At 69.8% G+C, this 21,488-nt stretch carries 24 protein-coding genes; 13 read left to right on the forward strand and 11 right to left on the reverse strand.

Annotated features, from left to right (window positions below; genetic code table 11):
- The first annotated feature begins 53 nt into the window (after positions 1-53).
- Positions 54-674, forward strand: a complete 621-nt coding sequence (locus E4M00_RS12330; RefSeq protein ID WP_135120807.1) for a CGNR zinc finger domain-containing protein — start codon at positions 54-56, stop codon at positions 672-674.
- Between the two features lie 45 nt (positions 675-719).
- Here E4M00_RS12330 and E4M00_RS12335 read toward each other — a convergent pair whose 3' ends face one another.
- The 4 genes from E4M00_RS12335 to E4M00_RS12350 form a co-directional block, all read right to left on the reverse strand.
- A complete protein-coding gene (locus E4M00_RS12335; RefSeq protein WP_135120808.1) occupies positions 720-2,141 on the reverse strand; it encodes an LLM class flavin-dependent oxidoreductase in 1,422 nt (473 codons plus the stop codon).
- 90 nt (positions 2,142-2,231) lie between these two features.
- On the reverse strand, positions 2,232-2,837 hold the full coding sequence (locus E4M00_RS12340) for a DUF6518 family protein (protein ID WP_135120809.1): 606 nt from the start codon (positions 2,835-2,837) through the stop codon (positions 2,232-2,234).
- Positions 2,838-2,916: 79 nt separating this feature from the next.
- Positions 2,917-3,981 carry a trans-sulfuration enzyme family protein gene (locus E4M00_RS12345; RefSeq protein ID WP_135120810.1) on the reverse strand — a complete coding sequence of 355 codons (1,065 nt, stop codon included), beginning with the start codon at positions 3,979-3,981 and terminating at the stop codon, positions 2,917-2,919.
- A gap of 68 nt (positions 3,982-4,049) precedes the next feature.
- Positions 4,050-4,667: a TOPRIM nucleotidyl transferase/hydrolase domain-containing protein gene (locus tag E4M00_RS12350; RefSeq protein ID WP_135120811.1), complete on the reverse strand. Its 618-nt coding sequence runs from the start codon at positions 4,665-4,667 to the stop codon at positions 4,050-4,052.
- Between the two features lie 88 nt (positions 4,668-4,755).
- Between E4M00_RS12350 and E4M00_RS12355 the strand changes: the two genes are divergently transcribed.
- On the forward strand, positions 4,756-5,703 hold the full coding sequence (locus tag E4M00_RS12355) for a cytochrome b/b6 domain-containing protein (protein WP_240037076.1): 948 nt from the start codon (positions 4,756-4,758) through the stop codon (positions 5,701-5,703).
- A gap of 1 nt (position 5,704) precedes the next feature.
- Here the strand turns inward: E4M00_RS12355 and E4M00_RS12360 are convergent, their stop codons facing one another.
- A complete protein-coding gene (locus E4M00_RS12360) occupies positions 5,705-6,181 on the reverse strand; it encodes a hemerythrin domain-containing protein (RefSeq protein ID WP_135120813.1) in 477 nt (158 codons plus the stop codon).
- Between the two features lie 77 nt (positions 6,182-6,258).
- Here E4M00_RS12360 and E4M00_RS12365 point away from each other — a divergent pair, with 77 nt between their 5' ends.
- Positions 6,259-7,107, forward strand: coding sequence for an alpha/beta fold hydrolase (locus E4M00_RS12365; protein ID WP_135120814.1), 849 nt, complete (start codon positions 6,259-6,261; stop codon positions 7,105-7,107).
- A gap of 47 nt (positions 7,108-7,154) precedes the next feature.
- On the opposite strand, the gene E4M00_RS17860 is transcribed toward E4M00_RS12365, so the two are convergent.
- The gene (locus E4M00_RS17860; protein WP_167756885.1) at positions 7,155-7,310 is read right to left on the reverse strand and encodes a hypothetical protein; all 156 of its coding nucleotides are present in this window, start codon (positions 7,308-7,310) and stop codon (positions 7,155-7,157) included.
- A 207-nt stretch (positions 7,311-7,517) separates the two neighbouring features.
- Between E4M00_RS17860 and E4M00_RS12370 the strand changes: the two genes are divergently transcribed.
- The gene (locus E4M00_RS12370) at positions 7,518-8,555 is read left to right on the forward strand and encodes an AI-2E family transporter (protein WP_135120815.1); all 1,038 of its coding nucleotides are present in this window, start codon (positions 7,518-7,520) and stop codon (positions 8,553-8,555) included.
- 10 nt (positions 8,556-8,565) lie between these two features.
- On the opposite strand, the gene E4M00_RS12375 is transcribed toward E4M00_RS12370, so the two are convergent.
- Positions 8,566-8,958 carry an SHOCT domain-containing protein gene (locus tag E4M00_RS12375; protein WP_135120816.1) on the reverse strand — a complete coding sequence of 131 codons (393 nt, stop codon included), beginning with the start codon at positions 8,956-8,958 and terminating at the stop codon, positions 8,566-8,568.
- A 417-nt stretch (positions 8,959-9,375) separates the two neighbouring features.
- On the opposite strand from E4M00_RS12375, the gene E4M00_RS12380 reads away from it, so the two are divergent.
- Positions 9,376-10,011, forward strand: a complete 636-nt coding sequence (locus tag E4M00_RS12380; RefSeq protein ID WP_135120817.1) for a ScbR family autoregulator-binding transcription factor — start codon at positions 9,376-9,378, stop codon at positions 10,009-10,011.
- 49 nt (positions 10,012-10,060) lie between these two features.
- Positions 10,061-10,840: a polyprenol monophosphomannose synthase gene (locus tag E4M00_RS12385; protein WP_135120818.1), complete on the forward strand. Its 780-nt coding sequence runs from the start codon at positions 10,061-10,063 to the stop codon at positions 10,838-10,840.
- Here the strand turns inward: E4M00_RS12385 and E4M00_RS12390 are convergent.
- The gene (locus tag E4M00_RS12390; protein WP_167756886.1) at positions 10,770-13,334 is read right to left on the reverse strand and encodes a transglycosylase domain-containing protein; all 2,565 of its coding nucleotides are present in this window, start codon (positions 13,332-13,334) and stop codon (positions 10,770-10,772) included. The genes E4M00_RS12385 and E4M00_RS12390 overlap by 71 nt on opposite strands.
- Before the next feature lie 157 nt (positions 13,335-13,491).
- Complete coding sequence (locus E4M00_RS12395) at positions 13,492-14,247, reverse strand: MBL fold metallo-hydrolase (RefSeq protein WP_135120820.1); 756 nt, start codon at positions 14,245-14,247, stop codon at positions 13,492-13,494.
- 134 nt (positions 14,248-14,381) lie between these two features.
- Here E4M00_RS12395 and E4M00_RS12400 point away from each other — a divergent pair, with 134 nt between their 5' ends.
- Genes E4M00_RS12400 through E4M00_RS12415 form a run of 4 tightly spaced genes read left to right on the forward strand, consistent with a single transcriptional unit; the run spans position 14,382 to position 18,251 of the window.
- Positions 14,382-15,518 (forward strand): ThiF family adenylyltransferase, encoded by a 1,137-nt coding sequence (locus E4M00_RS12400; RefSeq protein ID WP_167756887.1) that lies wholly within the window; start codon positions 14,382-14,384, stop codon positions 15,516-15,518.
- 33 nt (positions 15,519-15,551) lie between these two features.
- On the forward strand, positions 15,552-16,748 hold the full coding sequence (locus E4M00_RS12405) for a molybdopterin molybdotransferase MoeA (RefSeq protein WP_135120822.1): 1,197 nt from the start codon (positions 15,552-15,554) through the stop codon (positions 16,746-16,748).
- Positions 16,745-17,845 (forward strand): bifunctional molybdenum cofactor biosynthesis protein MoaC/MoaB, encoded by a 1,101-nt coding sequence (gene moaCB, locus E4M00_RS12410; protein WP_135120823.1) that lies wholly within the window; start codon positions 16,745-16,747, stop codon positions 17,843-17,845. The genes E4M00_RS12405 and moaCB overlap by 4 nt, the downstream gene beginning before the upstream one ends.
- Positions 17,838-18,251 (forward strand): molybdenum cofactor biosynthesis protein MoaE, encoded by a 414-nt coding sequence (locus E4M00_RS12415; protein ID WP_135120824.1) that lies wholly within the window; start codon positions 17,838-17,840, stop codon positions 18,249-18,251. The genes moaCB and E4M00_RS12415 overlap by 8 nt, the downstream gene beginning before the upstream one ends.
- 145 nt (positions 18,252-18,396) lie before the next feature.
- On the opposite strand, the gene E4M00_RS12420 is transcribed toward E4M00_RS12415, so the two are convergent.
- Together E4M00_RS12420 and moaA are read right to left on the reverse strand one after the other, a co-directional pair.
- Positions 18,397-18,645: a MoaD/ThiS family protein gene (locus E4M00_RS12420; RefSeq protein WP_135120825.1), complete on the reverse strand. Its 249-nt coding sequence runs from the start codon at positions 18,643-18,645 to the stop codon at positions 18,397-18,399.
- 2 nt (positions 18,646-18,647) lie between these two features.
- A complete protein-coding gene (gene moaA, locus E4M00_RS12425) occupies positions 18,648-19,715 on the reverse strand; it encodes a GTP 3',8-cyclase MoaA (RefSeq protein ID WP_135120826.1) in 1,068 nt (355 codons plus the stop codon).
- Positions 19,716-19,824: 109 nt separating this feature from the next.
- Between moaA and E4M00_RS12430 the strand changes: the two genes are divergently transcribed.
- Genes E4M00_RS12430 through E4M00_RS12440 form a run of 3 tightly spaced genes read left to right on the forward strand, consistent with a single transcriptional unit; the run spans position 19,825 to position 21,454 of the window.
- Positions 19,825-20,418 (forward strand): sulfite oxidase-like oxidoreductase, encoded by a 594-nt coding sequence (locus tag E4M00_RS12430; protein WP_056168544.1) that lies wholly within the window; start codon positions 19,825-19,827, stop codon positions 20,416-20,418.
- Positions 20,415-21,203 carry an FAD-binding oxidoreductase gene (locus E4M00_RS12435; RefSeq protein WP_204773006.1) on the forward strand — a complete coding sequence of 263 codons (789 nt, stop codon included), beginning with the start codon at positions 20,415-20,417 and terminating at the stop codon, positions 21,201-21,203. The genes E4M00_RS12430 and E4M00_RS12435 overlap by 4 nt, the downstream gene beginning before the upstream one ends.
- Complete coding sequence (locus E4M00_RS12440) at positions 21,200-21,454, forward strand: DUF6510 family protein (protein ID WP_135120828.1); 255 nt, start codon at positions 21,200-21,202, stop codon at positions 21,452-21,454. The genes E4M00_RS12435 and E4M00_RS12440 overlap by 4 nt, the downstream gene beginning before the upstream one ends.
- The last annotated feature ends 34 nt before the right edge of the window (positions 21,455-21,488 follow it).

Genomic DNA, 21,488 nt, shown 5'->3' on the forward strand with positions numbered 1-21,488 from the left:
ATCTCACGAACTTCCGAATGGGTAAAGAGCCAAATTGGCATTAGAATCGGCTCATGGCCCCTCCGTCGATCGCCGCCCCCCGTGAGGATTTCCCGCGGATTGCAGGCCACGTCGCCCTCGATCTCGTGAACACGGTGTCGTGGCGACTGAACCCGCTTCGCACCGTCGAACATCTCCTGGACTACGGCGATGTCATCCGCTGGACACAGCAGGCCGGAGTGCTGGACGCTGCCGCGGGATCAGCGATCGGCGCGCTCGCCGTGGACGCTCAGCCTGATGCGCACCGCGAGCTCGGTCGGATCATCGCCCTCCGCGAGGCGATCTACGAGGTGGCCTATCACGGTGGGGAGACCGAGGCCATCGTGCGAGAGTACGCCGAGGCTGTGGCATCCGGTCGCCTGGCGGGTGACGCCCGGCAGCCGGCAGAGAACTGGACGTGGGAGTTTCCGCTCGATCTCGCTGCTCCCCGCAGACGCATTGCCGAGGCGGCGGTCGACCTGCTGGTGCATGGCGATGTGAGCCACCTGAGGCAGTGCGCCGACATCGACTGCGGCTGGGTCTACGTGGATTCGTCGCCGCGCCACAACCGTCGATGGTGCGTGGCCGCGGACTGCGGCAATCGCAACAGGGTCCGGAAGCATTACGCCCAGGCGCGGGCGGCGTCCGCGGGCTGAACCAGAACGGAACGTGGGCTGGATGCGTGACGGCTCGGCCTGGCGCTACGAGACCGCGGCCCCGACTCCCACCCGGTACCCGGCACCGCGGTGCTCCGCAGGGAGGCGATCGCCGCGGCCGTGCAGCTTCTGCCGCAGGGTGCCCTCGACGTACTCGGTCGGGTAGGCGCCGCGTTCGCGGAGTACGGGCACGACGAACTCGATGACGTCCTCGAAGGTGCCCGGCGTGATGGCGTAGGCGAGGTTGAAGCCGTCGACGTCGGTGTAGTCCACCCACTCCTGCAGCGTGTCGGCGATCTCCTCGCCCGACCCGACGATGGTGGGGCCGAGGCCGCCGATGGCACCGCCGCGGGCGATATCGCGCACTGTGAACACCTCGCCGTTCTTCGCCGACTCCTCGTAGTTGGCGATGACGGAGCGGATCGCGTTCGACTGCACGTTGCCGACGGGCTCGTCGAGGTCGTACTGCGACAGGTCGATGCCCATCCAGCCCGACATGAACACGAGGGCTCCCTCCTCGCTGGCGTAGGAGAGGTAGTCCTCGTACTTCGCCTGCGCGGCCTCGGGAGTGGCATCCGTGATGATCGTGAGCAGGGTGTAGATGCGAGCGGAGTAGCGGTCGCGCCCCGCCGCCTCGAGGGCGTCGCGGATGCGCTCCACGGTCGACTTCAGCACCTCCTTCGTGGGCGCGGCCACGAAGATGGCCTCGGCGTTCGCCGCGGCGAACCCGATGCCGCGCGGTGAGGCACCCGCCTGGTAGATGACGGGGGACCGCTGGGGCGACGGCTCCGAGATGTGGATGCCGGGCACGGTGAAGTGCTTGCCCCTGTGGCCGATCTCGTGCACCTTCGACGGATCGGTGAACACGCCGGTCTCACGGTCGCGCACGACGGCGTCGTCCTCCCACGAGCCCTCCCAGAGCTTGTAGAGCACCTCGAGGTACTCGTCGGCGTGGTCGTAGCGGTCGTCGTGCTCGAGCTGGTCGTCATGCCCCATGTTGCGGGCGGCGCTCGGCAGGTATCCGGTCACGACGTTCCAGCCCACACGGCCGTTCGTGAGGTGGTCGAGCGTCGACATCCGCCGGGCGAAGGGGTACGGATGCTCGTAGGCGGTGCCGGCTGTCACCCCGAAGCCGAGGTGCTCCGTGGCCGCGGCCATCGCCGAGACCAGCAGCAGCGGGTCCGCCACCGGAACCTGGGCGCCATGGCGGATGGCGGCCTCGTTGCTGCCGGCGTAGACGTCGTAGGTCCCGAGCACGTCGGCGATGAAGATGCCGTCGAAGGTTCCGCGCTCGAGCAGTTTCGCGAGTTCGGTCCAGTAGCCGATCTCCTTGTAGCGATAGGACTGGTCCTGCGGATGCCGCCACATGCCCGAGCTCTGGTGGGCGACGCAGTTCATGTCGAAGGCGTTGAAGCGGATCTGGCGCTGGGGACTCTGGGCGCTCGGTGTTGTCGACTCTGAGGACATGGCGGCCATCCTCTCCCGTCGACTCCTCGTGATCGAGGGGTGCCGCAACACGGCGTCACAGCGCCGGGTTGGTCGCCGTCGCCTCGCCGGCTACCGCGAGATGGACCCGAGGAGCTGATAGGCGATGACGAAGGCAGCGGCGATCGTGGCCGTCAGCGCCGTGGCCGACACGATGAGTCGGGGACGACGGATGCGGACAGCCGTGGCCAGCAGCAATGCGACGCCGAGCGCCGCGGCGATCCACCAGTAGACCGGGCTCGTGGTGTCGCCGACGACGATGAGGCCGTAGATGGCCTCGCCCACGAGCACGCCGGAGAGCAGGCCCGTGCCGAGGGCGGCGTGGAGCGGAGTGCGGCGCAGGGCATGGGCGGCGAGGCCGATGAACGGACCGACCACGACTCCGACGATCACCCAGAACAGCGGATCGAAGTCGACTCCGCGCCAGGCCGAGGCGACCGTGTAGCCGATCGTGAGGGCGATGAAGCCGAGGGCTCCGCCGATCGCCGCCTCGGGGTAGCCACGGGCGAGGAGCCAGACGAGCAGCGCCGTGGGGATGGTCCAGCCCGACGCGGAGTTGGCCAGCGAGGAGAACTCCGGGGGGAGGGCGCCCTGCCCGAGTGGCGTGAGCCCGCCGAGCACGAGGGCTGCTGCGGTGATTCCAGCGATGCGCAGGGAGGAGGCGACGATCGGGGGCATGGGTCAACGCTAGGCAGCGGCGCCGGGCCACCGCATCCGTCACATCCCCGGTTCGACCCTGAGCCTCGGCCCGAATGCCCTACCCCAGTGCGGCGGCGAGGTCGTCGTAGAGGTCGTCGACGTGCTCGAGCCCGACCGACAGGCGCACGAGGCCCTCGGGGATGGTCTCGTGCTCTGCGGCCCACCGACGACGACGTTCGAAGGTCGACTCCACGCCGCCGAGGCTGGTGGCGTGCAGCCAGAGCGACGTGCGCGGAACGAGGGCGTCTGCGGCATCCGCCCCACCCTTCACGACGATCGAGATGATGGCGCCGAACCCGGGATAGCGCACCTCGTCGAGCTGGGGGTGATCGGCGAGGCGGCGCACGAGCTCCTGCGCCGAGGCCTGCGCGCGTTCGAGGCGGACCGACAGGGTGCGGAGGCCGCGCAGAGCGAGGAAGGCCTCGAGCGGAGACGGGATCGCCCCGTAGAGCGAGCGTCGGCCGAGCACGGCGTCGTGGTGCGCATCCGTCGCCGTGATGACGGCACCGAGGAGCACGTCGCTGTGGCCGGCGATGTACTTCGTCGCCGAGTGCACCGAGATGTCGGCTCCGAGTTCGAGCGGGCGCTGCAGCACCGGCGTCGCGAAGGTGTTGTCGACGACGACGATGGCCCCGGCGGCGTGGGCGGCCTCGGAGATGGCGGGGATGTCGGCGAGCTCGAGGGCGGGGTTGGTCGGCGATTCGATCCAGACCATGGCGGCGCCGACGGATGCCTCGGCCACAGCGGCGGTATCGGCGATGTCGACGTACACGACGCTCAGGCGCCCCTCGCGTGCGCGGTCGTCGAGCTGCAGCACCGTGCCCGTGTAGGAGCGGCGGGGAGCCACGACCACACCGCCGGGCTCGACCAGGTCGAGCACGGCCGAGATGGCGGCGAGGCCGGAGGCGAAGGACAGGCAGCGCCCGCCCTCCAGGGCGCCGAGGGCGTCTTCGAAGGCTGTCCACGACGGGTTCGCGTAGCGGCCGTACTCGCGCTCGCCGCCGGCGACGTAGGTGGAGGCGAGGGTGAGGGGCACGTTGAGCGGCTCGTCGACGTCCCGTGCCGGGCGACCGGCGATGATGGCGAGGGTCTCGGGGTGGAAGGCGGGATTCTGCTCGTGCACGGGACCTCCGATGTGACTGGGGGCGCGACTCGTGCGCCCGTCCCAGTATCGGGGATCGGCAGACCGCGTTACGTCGGTGGACGTGTGGCCGCGAGCAACCCGAGGATCGGCGCGGGGATGCTCTCGGGCGGGATGCGCTCGGCGAAGGCGCGCGCCACCCGTGCCTTGCGACCGGCACCGGCGCCGATGAAGCGGTGCAGCTGGGCGCTCAGCGACCGCTCGCGCTGGGCGGGCTGCCGGCGCATCCGCTCGAACCTGGCGCCCTCGCCCTGTTCAGCCACGATGGAGACCGCCACCTCGATGCCCAGGGCGCGGATGAGTTCGTCCTCCAGGTCGTGGCGGCAGGCGAAGAAGCCCAGGCTCTCGAGCGGCACGGGATGTGCGGCATCCGCGAACCCGACTCTCTCGAGAGCTCGGCGGTACACCGGAACCTCCTGCTCGTCGCAGAGGCCGGTCAGAGCGAGGTCGCGGCCGCTGGCGTCGGCGATCTCGAGGAAGCGCGGCAGACTGTTGGCCCCGCCCATGCCGACCACGGCCGTGCCCTCCGCGCCCAAGTCGCGCCCGACGGTCAGCGCGAACTGCAGCACTGCCTCCCGGTCGCTGTCGCCCTCGACGAACACCACGCGTCTGAGCGAGCGGATGCCGGCGCTCGCTGCAGCGAAACGGGCCAGGTCGGCGGGATCCATGTGCTCAGGCTGGCACACTGAGCGTGGCGGCGGTCGTAGGGTGAGAGCCGGCTTGCATCCGTGCCGCTGCTTTGCGAAGGTGAGAGACGTGCCGAAACCCGCCCGCCCCACGTTCGCGGGCGTGCCGTTGCGTCGGCTGGCGTGGCTGATCCCCGCCGCGATCGTGGCCTTCGCCGTCGTCGTGCTCGTCGCGCGCTGGCTGCGGGAGCTTCCGGAGGTCGCCGCCTTCATCGCCGAGTACCCCGGCGGCACCACCCCGCCCGAGGGATCGCCCGTCGGCATCCCGGCGTGGCTGGCCTGGCAGCACTTCCTGAGCGCGTTCCTTCTCGTGATGCTGGTGCGCACGGGCATGCTGCTGAAGTCGGGGGTGCGCCCGCCGGCGTTCTGGACGCGCGACAACACGCGCTGGCCCCGCACGAAGCGCCCGCCGCGCCGGCTCGGCATCCCCCTCTGGCTGCACCTCGTCGTCGATGCGCTCTGGGTGCTCTGCGGCCTGTCGTACATCGTGCTGCTGTTCGCGACCGGCCAATGGGTGCGGATCGTACCGACGGACTGGGGCATCGTGCCGAACACCATCTCGGCGCTGCTGCAGTACGCCTCGCTGGACTGGCCGGTCGAGGACTCGTGGGTCTCTTACAACGCGGCCCAGCTGCTCAGCTACTTCGCCGTGGTGTTCATCGCGGCGCCGCTCGCCATCATCACCGGCCTGCGCCTCTCACCGATCTGGCCGCTCGAGGGCGCCTGGTCGCGCGTGGTCCCCGAGAGGCTGGCGCGCGCCCTGCACTACCCCGTGATGCTGTTCTTCCTCGCGTTCACGGCCGTGCACGTCTTCCTCGTGCTCACCACCGGGGCCCTGCGCAACCTCAACATCATGTACGCCGCCCGCGACTCCGAGGACTGGGTGGGATTCATCATCTTCGTGATCTCGGTGGTGGCGATGATCGGAGCGTGGCTGCTGGCCAAGCCCCTCGTGCTCGTTCCCCTCGCGGCCCGCTTCGGGCGCGTGCAGGGAGTGCGGCCGCCGCAGAAGCGCTGACTCACTCCGCGAGCGGACCGAAGTACGCGCGCGGGGTCGCATCCGTCGACGAGACCTCGATGGTGTCGAGCACGCCGAGCAGTTGGCGCTCCTCGTAGCCGAAGTGCGACGTCATGATGGCGCCGATCCCGTCGAGGTGACCGAGCAGCACGGAGGGTTCATCGCCCGACTGCAGGGCCTGCTCGACGCCGCGGATGAGGTGGGCGATCATGCTGTGGTCCTGCATGAGCTTGGCGATGACGGGCTGCAGTTCCGGATGCTGCCGCGCGATCTCGGGGAACAGCGCCGTGTCCTCGCTGACGTGGTGGCCGTCGAGCGCCACGCAGAATCCCCAGCAGAAGAGGCGGATGTCGCGGGCGACGGATGCCGAATCCCCGCCCGACTGCACCGTCTCGCGCGCCGCCGCGAGAGCCTGCCGCAGCCGCTGGTGCACGGCCCGCATCTCGTCGCCCCACGCGATCACTCTCTCGGTGCTCATCGGGTCTCATGATCGCAGACACCGGCGTGCGTGTGGAGGGGCGCGCAGCGGCGGGAGCGACGTGGCACACTCGCTTCATGGTCACCGAGCTCGACGTCAGCGCGCCGGACGGGCGCATCCTGCACGCCTACGACACCGGAGCGGACGCCGCGTCGGGCCTCACCCTCATGTGGCACCACGGCTCTCCCCAGACTGGTGCGCCGCTCGAGCCCGTGCTCGCGGCCACGCGCGAGCGCGGCATCCGGCTGGTCTCCTACGGGCGTCCGAGCTACGGCGGATCGACGCCGAACCCGGGGCGTGACGTCGCCTCGGCCGCGGGGGACGTTGCTGCGGTGGCGGATGCTCTCGGCATCGACCTCTTCGCCGTCATGGGAGCGTCAGGCGGCGGGCCGCACGCCCTCGCCTGCGCGGCGCTGCTGCCCGAGCGGGTGCGCGGCGTCGTGACCATCGCGGGAATCGCGCCGTTCACGGAGCGCTTCGACTGGTTCGGGGGCATGGTCGCCCCCGAAGGACTGCGGTCTGCACTCGAGGGAGGGCGTGCGGGTCGTGCCGCGTACGCCGACACCGACGAGTTCGATCCCGAGCAGTTCATCCCCGCGGACTTCGCCGCCCTCGACGGAGCGTGGTCCTCGGTCGGCGAGGACGTCGGCCGATCAGCGCAGTGGGGCGACGACGGACTCATAGACGACGACGTGGCGTTCGCCTCCCCGTGGGGGTTCGACCTCGAGCAGGTCGCTGCGCCGGTGCTGCTCGTGCAGGGCGACCTCGATCGCGTCGTGCCGCGGCTCCACGCGTCATGGATGCTCAGCCGCCTGCCGAACGCCCAACTCTGGGCGCGACCCGAGGACGGCCACGTCTCGGTGCTCTCGGTGATCCCGGATGCGCTCGACCGGCTGGTCGTGCTGATCGGAGCGAACGAGGCGTAGCGCACCAGGCCTTCGTGGGGGCGCGCGACGGACGCCCGACCTGCTACCTACTCGGCCGTCGGCTGCTCGTCGCGTCCGCCCTCGAGCTCGTCGGCGGTGTCGTCGGGGTTGAACGACTGCTCGTCGACCTGGTCGGCGGCGTCGGCCTCGCGTCCGGGCTGCTCGTCGGGGTAGTTGTCGCCGGTCGGTGTCGAGTCGGTCATCGTGGTGCTCCTCGTCTCATCCGCCACGATCGGGTGACCGTGCGCTCCGTGCGAGCGTACGCCCGGTGCAATGCGGATGCCGAGACCTTGACACGCGGCATCCGCAGCGGCATCCGTCACCGAGTGGGCCTTCGGAAGCGCCGTGTCAAGGTGCTGAATTCCGCCGGTCAGGCGCCCATACTGGGATTCCCTACCGCAGGAGTTGCCATGAAGATCCAGAACGCCTTCCGTCTCGGGCTCATCGGCACCCTCGGAGTCGGCCTCGGCATCATGATCCTGATGTCGATCGTGTCGCTGGCGACGATCCTCACGTACATCGGCGCCGCGCTGTTCCTGGCGCTCGGCATCGAGCCCCTCATCTCGTTCCTCGAGCGTCGCGGATTCAAGCGCTGGCTCGCCCTGCTCACCACGATGGTGGTGCTGCTGGCGGCCATCGCGGGTCTCGTCTGGGCCATCGTGCCGGTGATCGTCGATCAGTCGACGCAGGCCATCGAGGGAATCACGCAGTGGGTGCAGAGTGGTGACGCGCTCGACCTGGTGCACCAACTGCAGCAGCAGTTCCCGACGATCGTCAACCAGGAGAACCTCGACTCCGTGGTGAAGTACTCCCAGGACAACGCCGGGAAGATCGGGGGCGGCGTGCTGCAGGTGGGACTCGGCATCATCAGCGGCTTCTTCGCCACGATCATCGTGATCATCCTGACGATCTACTTCACGTCGTCACTCCCCGCGATCAAGCGGAGCACCTACCAGCTGGTGCCTGCGACGAAGCGCTCGCGCTTCAGCGAACTCGCCGACCAGATCACCGACTCCGTCGGCAAGTACGTCATGGGTCAGGTCGCTCTGGCACTCTGCAACGGAATCCTGAGCGCGATCTTCCTGACCATCATCGGCGCCAGGTTCGCGATCCTGCTGGCCGTCATCGCCTTCACGTTCTCGCTCATCCCGCTGGTCGGAACCATCACGGGTTCGGTCATCATCGTGCTGGCCTGCCTGATCTCCGGACCGCAGACGGCGATCGCCGCGGCCATCTACTACATCATCTACATGCAGGTGGAGGCCTACATCCTGAGCCCGCGCATCATGAATCGCGCGGTGTCGGTGCCCGGCGCCGTCGTCGTGATCGCGGCCCTCGCCGGCGGATCGCTGCTCGGCATCCTGGGCGCCCTCGTGGCCATCCCCGTCGCAGCGTCGATCCTGCTGATCATCAAGCAGGTCGTGGTGCCGCGTCAGAACGAGCTCTGACCCGGCGGCGTCAGAACTTCTTGCCCTCGGCCTTGGCCTTGATGGCGTCGAACTCGCCCGGGGTGATGACGCCCTGGTCGCGCAGCGCCGCGGCCTTGGCGATCTCGGCCTGCGGGTCTGCGTAGGACTGGGCCTGGATCGACGCGCGGTCCTCGGAGAGGATCTCGGTGTTCGCGCGGGCGGCGGCTCGCTCGTTCATGCCGGTGCCGCGGGCGATCAGGTAGACCAGGGCCGTGAGGAACGGCAGGAACACCATCGCGATGATCCAGAGCGCCTTCAGTCCGCCGTTGAGGCCCTTGTCGCGGAAGATGTCGGCGAGGATGTAGATGAGCACGAACAGGTAGGCGATGTAGGCGAACGCCCAGAAGAAGACCCAGACGAAGCCCCAGAAGTCGTTGAACATGGTGGTTGTCTCCCGTTCCGCCCGGTCCGCCCGCGCGTCTGACCACAAACTACCGCTGAGAACCAGCGAAAAGCACGTACATCGCGCACGAGTCTGCTCGACCGCGCCGGTATCGGGCACCATCCATCCCGATCCCGTAACAGAGATGCCACGGAGGTGAACAATCCGAACGACTGGTTTTGTTTCGATTATGCTGTTGCCAGAGGTGGCGCGTACGGGGGTCTGCGCCGCGCATCCGCCACGCGGATGCGGAAGGGAAGCCCGGGGGGACATGGGCTTCCCTTTCCTTATGCGCCGGACGTTCCTATGCGCCGGACGCTCTGCGGCGCTCGCCGGCATCCCGACAGCTCCTCGCAGGCTGGGTTGCGTCCATAGCTTCCCCGGCTAGCATGTCGGCAGCCCGCTGACAGGAGATCGATGGCCACGCAGGAACGTGCTCGTGCGACGCGCGAGCGGATCATCGTCGGCGCCGCTGAGACCTTCGACCGGAACGGTTTCGCCACAGCCTCCCTGACCGACATCGCTGCCGCGGCCGGAGTGACCAAGGGGGCCCTGTACTTCCACTTCAAGTCCAAGGACGAGCTCGCCGGCGCCGTGATCGAGGCGCAGCACGAGGCTGCCTCCAGGTCCGCGGCGACCATGGTGCTCACGAACGCGGCGGCCCTCGAGACCGCCGTCGTGATCTCCTCCGGGCTGGCGCTGCGGTTGCAGACCGATCCGCTCACCCGGGCCGGCATCCGTCTGACCACCGAGTCGTCTTCTTTCGATGCGCCGATCCGGGGGCCGTACGAGGACTGGCTGGCGACCTTCGAGACCATCCTGAGCGCGGCCCTCGCGGCCGGCGACCTGCGGCCGGACACCGACCCGGCGATGCTCGCACGCTTCATCATCCCGTCGTTCACGGGCATCCAGATCATCTCCGAGGTGTTCACCGCCCGGGCCGACCTGTCGGAGAGGCTGGCCGAGATGTGGGGCATCGTCTTCCGCGCCACGGTCACCCCGGAGCGTCTCGACTGGGCGCTCGACATGGTCGACCGCCATCTGCGTCGATAATGGGACTGATGAACGACATGGGCGCAGTCCAGCCGGAACGACGAACGCTGTGAGCGCGAACGCACCTCGTGTGCTGGTGGTCGTGCCCACCTACTGCGAGGTCGACTCCCTGCGCCCGCTCGTTCAGAGGGTGCTGGCGTCGGAGCCGAAGCCGTCGGTGCTCGTCGTCGACGACAACTCGCCGGACGGCACCGGGGCGCTGGCCGACGAGATGGCGGCAGCAGAGCCGCGGATGCAGGTGCTCCATCGTGCGGGGAAGGAAGGCCTCGGCCCGGCCTACATCGCCGGCTTCCACCAGGCCCTCGACTCCGGCGACTTCGACATCATCGTCGAGATGGATGCCGACGGATCGCATCAGCCCGAGGAACTCGCGCTGCTCATCGCTGCGATCACCGATGGCGCCGACCTGGCGATCGGTGCCCGGTGGATACCGGGCGGCCGCACCGTGCACTGGCCGTGGTACCGCAAGCTCATCTCACGGAGCGCGACGGCCTACGCCCGGGTGATGTTGCGCTCGCACCTGCACGACATCACCTCGGGGTATCGGGCATTCCGGGTGCCGTTCCTCGCCTCCCTTGATCTCGACGGGCTGCAGAGCGCCGGCTACGCGTTCCAGATCGAGGTCGCCTGGCGTGCGGAGCGGGCCGGCGCCGACATCCGTGAGGTGCCGATCACCTTCGTCGAACGCCACGACGGCACCTCGAAGATGACGACGGGCATCGCGCTGGAGGCCATCGGCCAGGTCACCCGCTGGGGGCTCAGCCGTCGCTCGGCGTCGGCTCCGGCGTCGGGACGGGTTCCGGCGCCGCCTTCCCCACCACGATCGTGATGGTGGAGCCCGGGGCCACAGCGGTGCCGGGTGCCGGGTCGATCGAGATCACCCTCCCGACGGCTTTGGGGTCCGTCGTCTCCTGCTCGCTGGTCTTCACCGTGAAGCCCGCGTTGCGGAGCGTCTTCGCGGCGCTCTGAGGGTCGGAGTCCACCTGCGGCACGATCACGAGCGCGCCGTTCGATGTGAACGCCGTGATGAGCGAGCCGCGTGGAGCCGTGCCCGACGGTTCGGTTCCGACGACCTGACCTGCCGGCAGTTCCGAATCGCGTGCACCGCCGTCGGAGAAGCTGAAGCCCGCGTCCTCGATGATCTGCTCGGCCTCGCCGATGGACTTGCCGCGCACGTCGGGAACGTCCCTCATCACCGTGACGAGGGCGCTGTCGTCGGGCTCGGGGAACTCCCCGCCCGGGTACTGCGCGTTGGCGGTCGACATGATGCGCGGCCAGATCATGTGACGGATGAGGGCAGCTTCCTCGCCGTTGATGTACGTCTCGCGGAGGTTGACGTGGCCGCTGGCGTTGAAGACTCCCACGGTGGTCGCGACCCGCGTGCTGGCGCCGCTCATCCACGTGGCCTCGGCGTTGTCGGTGGTTCCCGTCTTGCCGATCATCGGCGAGTGCGGCTCGGTGCGGTCGTCTGAGGTCGAGCCCGTTCCGCCGCTCATGACCCGCTGCATGGCGTAGGCCATCGCCGCGGTGATCTGCGGGTCGACCTTCTGCGCGCAGTCGGCCGAGGGCACCGGGATCTCGGTGCCGTGACGCAGCACCCTGTCGATCACGATCGGCTTGCAGACCATGCCGTTGCCGGCGACGCCGGCGAAGGCCGCCGCCATGGTGACGGGCGCGACCTCGTTCGTGCCGAGGATCGACGCCGGTCCCTGCTGCAGCGGGTCGCCGTCGGCACGGTGCACCCCGAAGGACTCCGCCATGGTGCGGATGCCGCAGAGGTCGAGCTGCTTGGCCATGGCGACGAAGCCCGTGTTGTAGGACTGCTGGGTGTTGGTCAGTGCGCTCCACGTTCCGCCGCCGCCGCCCTCGTCGTTGCGGGGGTTCCAGGACGGGTCGGATTGCACGCCGAGGCAGCTGTCGTTGAAGTCGCCCCAGTCGGAACGCCTGTAGGCGTTGACGTACTCATTGAGGGAGTGCCCCTCCTTGATCCACTCGGCCAAGGTGAAGATCTTGTAGGTCGACCCGGGCTGGAAACCCGCCGACCCGCCGTACTCGCCGTCGGTGTTGTAATTGACGGCGCTGTAGACGGGGTCTGTCAGCACCTCGGGGTCGTCGGAGAACACCTTGTTCTGGGTCATCTGGAGTACGCGGCCGGTGCCCACCTCGACCGAGACGCTCGAGGCGCCCAGGTCGATGCCGTCGGCCGTGGGAGGGACGAGTTCGCGCATGGCGACCTCGGCGGTGCCCTGCATGAGGGGATCGATGGTCGTGTAGACGTCGAGGCCGCCTCGCTTCAGCAGGGTGAGGCGCTCGGCCTCGGTGGCGCCGAACGCCTCGTCGTTGCGGATGGTCCAGTAGACGTAGTCGCAGAAGTAGGCCGACCCCTCCGCCGTGGCGCAACCTGTGCTCGGGAGGGTGATCGTCGGCGTGATGGGCAGCGCCTTCGCTGCGTCGTGCTCGGCCTCGGTGATCTTGGAATGCTCGAGCATCTTGTCGAGGATGTAGTCCCGGCGTGACAGGGTGTTCGCGTAGCCGTTCTCGGCACCGTTCTTCGGGTTGTCCGGCTTGTCGAGGCGGAACTTCTCGGGGTTGTTCACGATGGCCAGCAGCGAGGCCGCCTGGTCGAGCGTCAGGTCCTTCGCCGTGGTGCCGAAGTAGTAGTGCGCCGCCGACTCGATTCCGTAGACGCGACCGCCGAAGAAGGCGATGTTGAGATACCCCATCAGGATCTCGTTCTTCGTGTACTTCTTCTCGACGCCGATGGCGAGGCGCATCTCCTTGATCTTGCGATCAGGGGTCTGCCTGATGGCCGCTTCGACGGCGGCCTCCTCCTCCTCCTGGGTCTTCGCCGTGGCCACGGCCTCCTGCACGAGAACGTTCTTGACGTACTGCTGGGTGATCGAGGATCCGCCCTGGATGCTGCCGCCGCCGAGGCTCACGGCAGCGGCGCGCAGGGTTCCCTGGATGTCGATGCCGCCGTGTTCGTAGAACCGGGGATCCTCGCCTGCGACGGCGGCATCCTTCGCGTACGACGACACGTTCTCCCAGTCGACTTCCTCGCGATCCTGGTCGAAGAACGAGGCGAGCAGCTTGGGCGAGCCGTCGGGCATCGTCGCGTAGATGTTGGTCTTCTCGGCGAGATCGCCGATCTGAAGGAAGCCGGGCAGCTTCTCGAACATCGAGATGCTGCTGGATGCCGCCAGCCCGCCCACGGCCAGTGCCGGAGTGACGGCGACGGCGGCGAGAACGCCGACCGCGACGCTCAGGCCGACGAAGGCCAGAAGGGCGCGGCCGCGTGATCCGCCGGAGCGATCGTCAGCCACACTCCACCCCTTCTCCTTCGCAGACTGCGCCGATGGGCTCGGATCTGCAGCGGGCACCCACCGACCCCCATGGACGCAGTGCTCATTCCGACTCTGACAGATGGTGCCCGAAACAGCGGCATTGGATGCGCGATCGTGATGCGCGCCGCGGCTCGGCTCAGTCGCCCGCGGCGCGCAGATAGGCGAGTTGGGCGCGCACCGACGCCTCGGCCGCCGGCCGCACAGCGGCATCCGTTCCGGCATAGACCAGATCGGTGACGGCAGCGGCCGAGGCCTCGGCGCCCAGCAGCTCGAGCGCTTGCCGCACCTCGGCGAGCCTGCCCGCCCGGTGGGCGAGGTAGGCGGTGGCGACGGCGGCCAGGTCGTCGAGCTCGGGGCCGTGGCCGGGCAGTACGCGTACTGGCCCCAACGCCTGCAGCCGCTCGAGCGTGCGCAGGTAGGGGCCGAGGGATCCGTCGGGGTCGGCGATGATGCTCGTGCCGCGACCGAGCACCGTGTCGCCGGTGAAGACGGCGGCGTCGGTATCGCCCAGCAGCTGGAAGCAGGCGGAGTCGGCCGTGTGACCGGGGGTGGCGAGCACACGCAGGCGCACTCCGGCCGTGTCGATGAGCTCACCGTCGACCACCGGCGAGGCGTCGCGGCAGAAATCCGAATCGATGGCGCGGACGGGGGCTTCGGTGAGCGCGACGAGGGCGTCGATGCCGTCGGCGTGGTCGGCATGGTGATGGGTCAGCAGGATGAGCTCGACCTGGCCTGAGGATGCGAGGGCGGCGAGGTGGGCGTCGTCGTGCGGTCCGGGGTCGATCACGATGACGGATGCCGAGCCCGGGGCTGCGACCACGTAGGAGTTCGTGCCGTCGAGGGTCATCGGCCCGGCGTTCGGGGCGAGCACGCGACGCACGATGGGGCTCATGGCAGCAGCGTAGGGCACGGGCGCTTCGGCCGCGGACTTCGTCCGGGCCTCAGCGGGCGGGGGAGTGGGCGTCAGCGAGCGGGGTGAGCGGGCGGCGACCCGATGCGTGCTACAGCCCGTGTCAGAATCGGCGTATGGCTCCGAGCGTCGATCCGTCGTCCCGCCGCTTCGCGCGCCAGCATGTGCTCGCGGGCTTCGGGCTCGCCGGTCAGCGCTCCCTCGCCGACGCCCACGTGCTCGTCATCGGCGCCGGTGGTCTCGGCAGCGCTGTGATCCCGGCGCTCGCCGCCGTCGGCCTCGGCACCCTCTCCCTCGTCGACCCCGACACCGTCGACGAGACCAACCTGCCGCGCCAGACCTCCCACGGCGTGGCCGATGTCGGTCGGCTCAAGGTCGATTCGGCGGCGGATGCCGCCGCACGCCTCGCCCCCGAGCTCCAGGTCATCCGTCACCCCGTGCTCTTCAGTACCGAGAACGCGACCGCGCTGCTCGACGGTGTCGACCTCGTCATCGACGGCAGCGACAGCATCGACGCCCGTTACGCCGCCAACGACGCTGCGGCCGCACTCGGCATCCCGCTGGTCTGGGGGTCTGCCGTGGGCTACGGTGCGCAGGTCGGCGTCGCCTGGGACGCGCACGGTATCGACTACCGCGACCTCTTCCCCGAGCAGCCGAGCGATGACGGCGACAGCTGCGAGCTGACCGGCGTTCTGCCGATGGTGTGCGGTGTGGCCGGTGCACTCATGGCGGCCGAGGCCGTGAAGCTCCTGACGGGCATCGGGGAGCCTCTCCTCGGCCGCGTCGCCGTGTACGACGCGCTCACCGGCCGCACCCGCGAGGTGCCGTACGCCCGGGATCCGGCTCGTGGCGCGATGGATGTCGCGGTCGGCGTCGACTCTGCGGCATCCGGTGCCTCGGAGCCAGACTCGGAGCCCGGCTCGAAGCCCTCGCGCCCTCGCACCTACTCGGCGCCCGAGCTCGCCGTGGCGCTCGACGGCGCGAATCCGCCCGCCCTGCTCGACGTCCGCGAGGACTGGGAGGCGGCGATCGCCGAGCTTCCGGGGTCGACGCGCATACCGTTCGGCGAGCTCGGCGCGCGGATCGGCGAGCTCGATCCGTCCGCGCCCGTCGTCGTCTACTGCCATCTCGGTGTGCGGTCGGCGCATGCGCTGGTGTTCCTCGAGCAGAGCGGGTTCTCACAGGCGTCGCACCTCGCCGGTGGTATCGAGGGGTGGGCGGCATCCGTCGACCCGGGAATGAAGCGGTACTGATGACGAGGCGGCACTGATGGCGGGCGGGAACTGATGGGCGATCGCATCACGGTCGAGGAGCACGCCGAGCACGTCGCGGCGTTGCTCGCCCCGCTTCGGGACCGCGGGGCGGCCGAGACCGTGCCGCTGCTCGACGCCCGGGGCAGGACGACGGCCGACGCCATCCGCAGCGCCATCGACCTGCCCCCGTTCCGCAATTCCCAGATGGACGGCTTCGCTGTGCGCGCCGCGGAGGTCGCCGCAGCACCCGTCGCCCTGCCGATCGTCGGCGAGGTGGCTGCTGCCCCCGGCGAGCCGCCGGCGCTGGAGCCCGGCACCGCGACCCGGATCATGACGGGCGCTCCGATTCCCCCGGGGGCGGATGCCGTGGTCCCGGTGGAGGACACGACGGTCGACGGCGATTCCGTCACGATCCGGCGCGCCCGTGAGGTGGGGGAGTACGTGCGCGAGGCCGGCTCCGACCTCGCCGCCGGAGCCGAGCTGCTCGGCGCCGGAGTGCTGCTCGAGTCGCGCCAGCTCGCGGCCCTGGCCGCGTCGGGCCTCACCGAGGTGGCCGTGCTGTCGCGCGTGCGGGTCGCCGTCGTGAGCACGGGATCCGAGTTGGTCGCCCCGGGCCAGCCCTTGGGGGCGGGCGAGATCCCTGACTCCAACGGGATCGCACTGCAGGCTGCTGTCGCGGCCGCAGGCGCCGTCGTCGTCTCGGCCGCTCGCGTGCGCGATGACGCCGAGGAGCTGCGCGCTCGGTTCGACGCCGCCATCGATGCCGGCGCCGAGCTGATGCTCACCAGCGGCGGAGTCTCGATGGGCGATCACGAGGTGGTGCGCGACCTGCTCGAGCCGCTCGGAGCCTGGGTCGGTGCCGTCGCCATGCAGCCCGGGGGACCGCAGGCCACGGCGACGTATCGCGGCCTGCCCGTGATCTGCTTCCCGGGCAACCCCGTGAGCAGCCAGCTGTCGTTCGCCCTGTTCGTGGCGCCGGTGCTGCGCGAGATCGCCGGGCTGCCCGTCGCCAGGCGCGAGGAGCGCGCTGTGGCGGCATCCGTCACCTCCATCGTCGGTCGTCGGCAGTATCTCCGCGGGCGTCGGATGCCGGACGGCGCGGTCGAGGTCGTCGGTGGACCCGGCTCGCACCTCGTAGCAGCGCTCGCGACCGCGGACGTGCTCGTCATCGTTCCCGAAGCCGTCGCTGCTCTCGCCGCCGGTGATCTCGTGGAAGTGTTGGAGCTATGACCGAGAAGCACGAGCACCACGACGTCACGGCATTGAGCCACGTCGACGACCAGGGCCGCGCCCGCATGATCGACGTCGGCGGCAAGGACGTCACGCGTCGCGTCGCCGTGGCCACCGGCCGCCTCACGACCACGCCCGAGGTGGTGGCGCTCGTGATCGCCGACGGCATGCCGAAGGCGGACGTGCTCGCGACGGCGCGCATCGCCGGCATCCAGGGTGCCAAGCGCACGAGCGAGCTCATCCCGCTCTGCCACCTCCTGCCGCTCGACTCCGTGAAGCTCGAGTTCGGCTTCGACGGCGACAGCATCTCCATCCGGGCGCGGGTCTCGGTGACGGGTCGCACGGGCGTCGAGATGGAGGCCCTCACCGCCGTGGCCATCGCCGGGCTCACCCTGCACGACATGGTCAAGGCCGTCGACCCCGGCGCCGAGCTCGGCGGCATCCGCCTGCTCGAGAAGACCGGGGGGAAGCGCGGACACTGGGTGGCCGAGGGTGCCACCGGTGACCTGCTCGTCGATTCGCCGGTGACGGATGCTGCTGCAGATGCCGCCGCCGTGCCTGAGGCCGCCGCTGTGCCCGATGCCACCGTCCCGTCGCCCGGCTCGGCCGTCGTCGTCGTGGCTTCGACGAGCGCCGCCGCCGGCACGTCGACGGATGCGACGGGTCCGGTGATCGTCGACTGGCTGCAGGCCGCGGGCTACGCGGTCGACGCTCCCGTCGTCGTGGCCGACGCCGACGTCGCGGCGGCGCTGGCCGAAGCCCTCGCCGGCTCGCCGCGCATCATCATCACGACCGGAGGCACCGGGCTGCACCCGCAGGACCGAACACCCGAGGCCACGAGCGCCCTGCTCGACCGCGAGTTGCCCGGGATCGCCGAGGCGATCCGTGCCGCCGGTCGGGCCGTCACACCCACGGCCGCGCTCAGCCGCGCCGTGGCCGGACTCGCCGGCGACACCATCATCGTGAACCTGCCGGGATCGCCCGGCGGCGTGCGCGACGGCCTCGGCGTGCTGGGCGAGGTGCTGCCGCATCTCGTCGACCAGCTCGCCGGCGGCGGGCATGGCGGGCAGCGCGAACGGGGCCACCACCATGCCTGAGGTCTTCGCCAGGGTCTCGGCCGATCGGCTCGACCGCGCCGCCATCGAGGCCTTTGTGCTCACGCCTCAGGACGGCGCGATGGTGACCTTCGAGGGCGTCATCCGCGATCACGACCACGGCGAGAGCGTCGAGCTGCTCGACTACGAGGCGCATCCCGATGCCGAGGAGTTCCTGCGCACGGTGTGCGTGGAGATCGCGGAGGAGTTCGGCGTGCGCGTGGCCGCGGCGCATCGCATCGGACGGCTGGGCGTCGGCGACGTCGCCCTCGTCGCCAGCGTGGCGTCGGCGCATCGGGCCGACGCCTTCGCCGCATGCTCGGCCCTGGTCGACCGCATCAAGGAGCGCACTCCCATCTGGAAGCGCCAGCACCTGGCGACGGGCACGACGGAGTGGGTGAACCTCTAGCCGCTCCCGCTCGCAGAGGCAGCGACGAAGTCGCCGCACCCGCTCGCAGAGGCAGCGACGAAGTCGCCGCCGAAGCGGAGGGCACCGCTCACCTCGGCTTCGGCGCAGCCGCGCGTCTGTGCCTCTGCCAGCGGGGGGGGGGGGGCTACCCGCCGGAGAACGGCGGCAACACGTCGACGCGGGCGCCAAGGCGACGCGCCGGGTCGCGGGTCGCGAGGCCGTCGACCAGGAACGAGCCCGACGTCACGACGCGTGCCATCACCGGGCCGTAGCGCGCGACGAGGGCGGATCCGAGGTCGCTCACAGTGGCGTCCGAGTCGACGTCGAGCACCTCCTCCTCGCGCCCGGCGGCCTCAGCGGCCGCAGCGAAGTAGCGCACGTGCACGTCGGCCACGCCTAACCGCCGATCCCGCCCATCGACCGCGCGGGTCGATGGAAGTCGGCTGCGTCGATGCCGTGGCCGGCCTGCTTGTTCCACATGGCGGCGCGCCAGCGGTCGGCGATGTCGGCATCCGTCGCACCGGAGCGCAGCAGACCACGCAGGTCGGTCTCGTCATCGCCGAAGAGGCAGGAGCGCACCGTTCCCTCGGCGGTGACGCGGGTGCGGTCGCAGGCGCCGCAGAACGAGCGCGTGACCGAGGCGATGATGCCGACCGTCGCGGCCCCGCCGTCGACGGTCCACTGCTCGGCCGGCGCCGAGGGGTCCTCGCGGGCGACCGGGGTCAGTACGAAGCGCTCGCCGAGAACGGCCAGCAGTTCGGCCGCGTCGACCATGTTGTCGCGACGCCAGGTCTCGTCGGCATCGAGCGGCATCTGCTCGATGAAGCGCAGCCTGCAGTCGTGCGCCACGGCCCAGGCCAGCAGCTCGGGAGCATCGTGCAGGGTCTCGCGCATGAGCACGGCATTGATCTTGAGCGGGGTCATCCCTGCCGCGTGTGCGGCGGCGATGCCGGCGAGCACGGCGTCGAGCCTGTCGCGGCGGGTGAGGCGGATGAAGTGCTCGCGGTCGAGAGTGTCGAGCGACACGTTGATGCGCGTGAGGCCGGCATCGACGAGCGCCTGGGCCTTGCGGTCGAGGCCGATGCCGTTGGTGGTCATGGCGATCTGGATGGCCGGGGCCACCTCGTGCGAGCGGGCGATGATCTCGACCATGTCGGCGCGGGTGAGCGGCTCACCGCCGGTGAAGCGCACCTCCTTGACGCCCAGGTCGTGGTGCGCGATCCCGACGAGCCTGGCGATCTCGGATGCCGTCAGCAGGTCGTTACGCGGAATCGAGGGCAGACCCTCCGCCGGCATGCAGTACGTGCAGCGCAGCGAGCACTTCTCCGTGATGGAGATGCGGAGGTCCTCGGCGACGCGACCGAAACGATCGACCAGGCCTGTGACATCCGGTCGCCCGAGAGTGGACGGCGCCGCAGACGGGTCTCGCCGCAGGGCGGGGATTCCGAGCGTGATCGGCGTCATTCGTCAACCCTACGATCAATCTCGGACGCATTGCGTGACAGGGCTCCCTCGGCGTCACTATCGTGAGGGAACTGCCGCCTTTTCCGTGCTGCAGTCGAAAGGGGATCCGATGTCGTTCATCACCCGAGGATTCTCCGGACGTTCGCGTGACCGCGACCCTCGGATTCCACCGGGGCAGACGGAGGTCGGAGACTTCCCTGTGCTCTCGGCCGGACCGACGCCGCACATCGACACGGCCGAGTGGGAGTTCTCCATCGTGCCCGAGAGCGGAGAACCGCGCACGTGGTCGTGGGAGCAGCTCATGGCGGAGAAGATCGAGGAGGTGACGACCGACATCCACTGCGTCACGCACTGGACGAAGCTCGGCACCACCTGGCGTGGAGTGTCGCTCGACACCCTCTTCGCCGACGTCGAGACCAGCCAGGACTACGTGATGGCTCACAGCTACGGCGGCTACACGACCAACGTGCCGCTCGACGAGTTGCTGAACGGCCAGGCCTGGATCGCCTTCGAGTTCGACGGCGAACCCCTGGACCCTGAGCACGGAGGGCCGGCACGCCTCATCGTGCCGCATCTCTACTTCTGGAAGAGCGCCAAGTGGGTGCGCAGCCTCGTGATGATGGCCGATGACGAGCCCGGGTTCTGGGAGCAGTCCGGCTACCACATCCACGGCGACCCCTGGAAAGAGGAACGCTACTGGTGAGTGGCGCATCCGACACAGCCTGGCGCGTCGGCACGGTGGTGGAGGCCCACCCGGAGACACCGAGCGCCCGGCGCATCATCATCGACGTCGATGGCTGGCCGGGCAACATCGCCGGGCAGCACCTCGACGTGCGTCTGACCGCCCCCGACGGCTATTCGGCGACGCGTTCCTACTCGATCGCCTCGGCGGGGCCCGGCAGCCGCGTCGACCTCGCCGTCGACAAGTTGCCCGACGGTGAGGTGTCGCCGTTCCTCGTCGACGACCTCATGGTGGGCGACATGCTCGAGATCCACGGACCCCTCGGCGGCTGGTTCGTCTGGGAGCCGGATGCGGCTCCGGATGCTGCAGCCGAGCGTGACGGGGGCGGCAGTGTGGCGGCATCCGCCCGCCCCGTGCAGCTGATCGGCGGCGGGTCGGGTGTCGTCCCCCTCGTCGCCATGATCCGGTCGCACGTGGCCGCCGACGACTCGACGCCGTTCCGCCTGCTGTACTCGGTGCGCACGCCCGACGACGTGTTCTTCTCCGATGTCCTCGCCGACGACGGCGGGATGCCCGCACTGCGCGTCGACCTCATCTACACGCGGCGCGCACCCGACGGCTGGCCCGTCACCCCTGCCCGCATCACGCGCGAGGTGGTGGAGTCGTCCGTCTTCCCGGCATCCGACAACCCCCGCGTGTACCTCTGCGGGTCGACGACGTTCGTCGAGACCGTTGCTGAGTGGCTCGTCGACCTGGGCCACGATCCGCGGTCCATCCGCACGGAACGCTTCGGAGGAACGTCATGACGCATCTCGACGGAAACTCGCTCGCCGGCGTGCTCTCGGAGCTGTTCCGTTTCGACCCGACGACGGCGTCGGCTCGGTGCGCCGGCTGCGGCGCGATCGACGTGCTCGCCCGGGCGATGGTCTGGGAGGGGACGCCGGGAACAGTGGTGCGCTGCGCGAGCTGCGACAACGTGCTGGCCACGATCGTGGAGTCGGATGACAAGCTCTGGCTCAACTTCTCGGGGATCACCGCCGTCGAGGTGCGGCGCTGAGACTCCGCACTGCCTGAGGGCCGCCCGAGCAGGA

It is taken from the genome of Orlajensenia leifsoniae, assembly GCF_004570845.1.
Lineage (GTDB): Bacteria > Actinomycetota > Actinomycetes > Actinomycetales > Microbacteriaceae > Orlajensenia > Orlajensenia leifsoniae.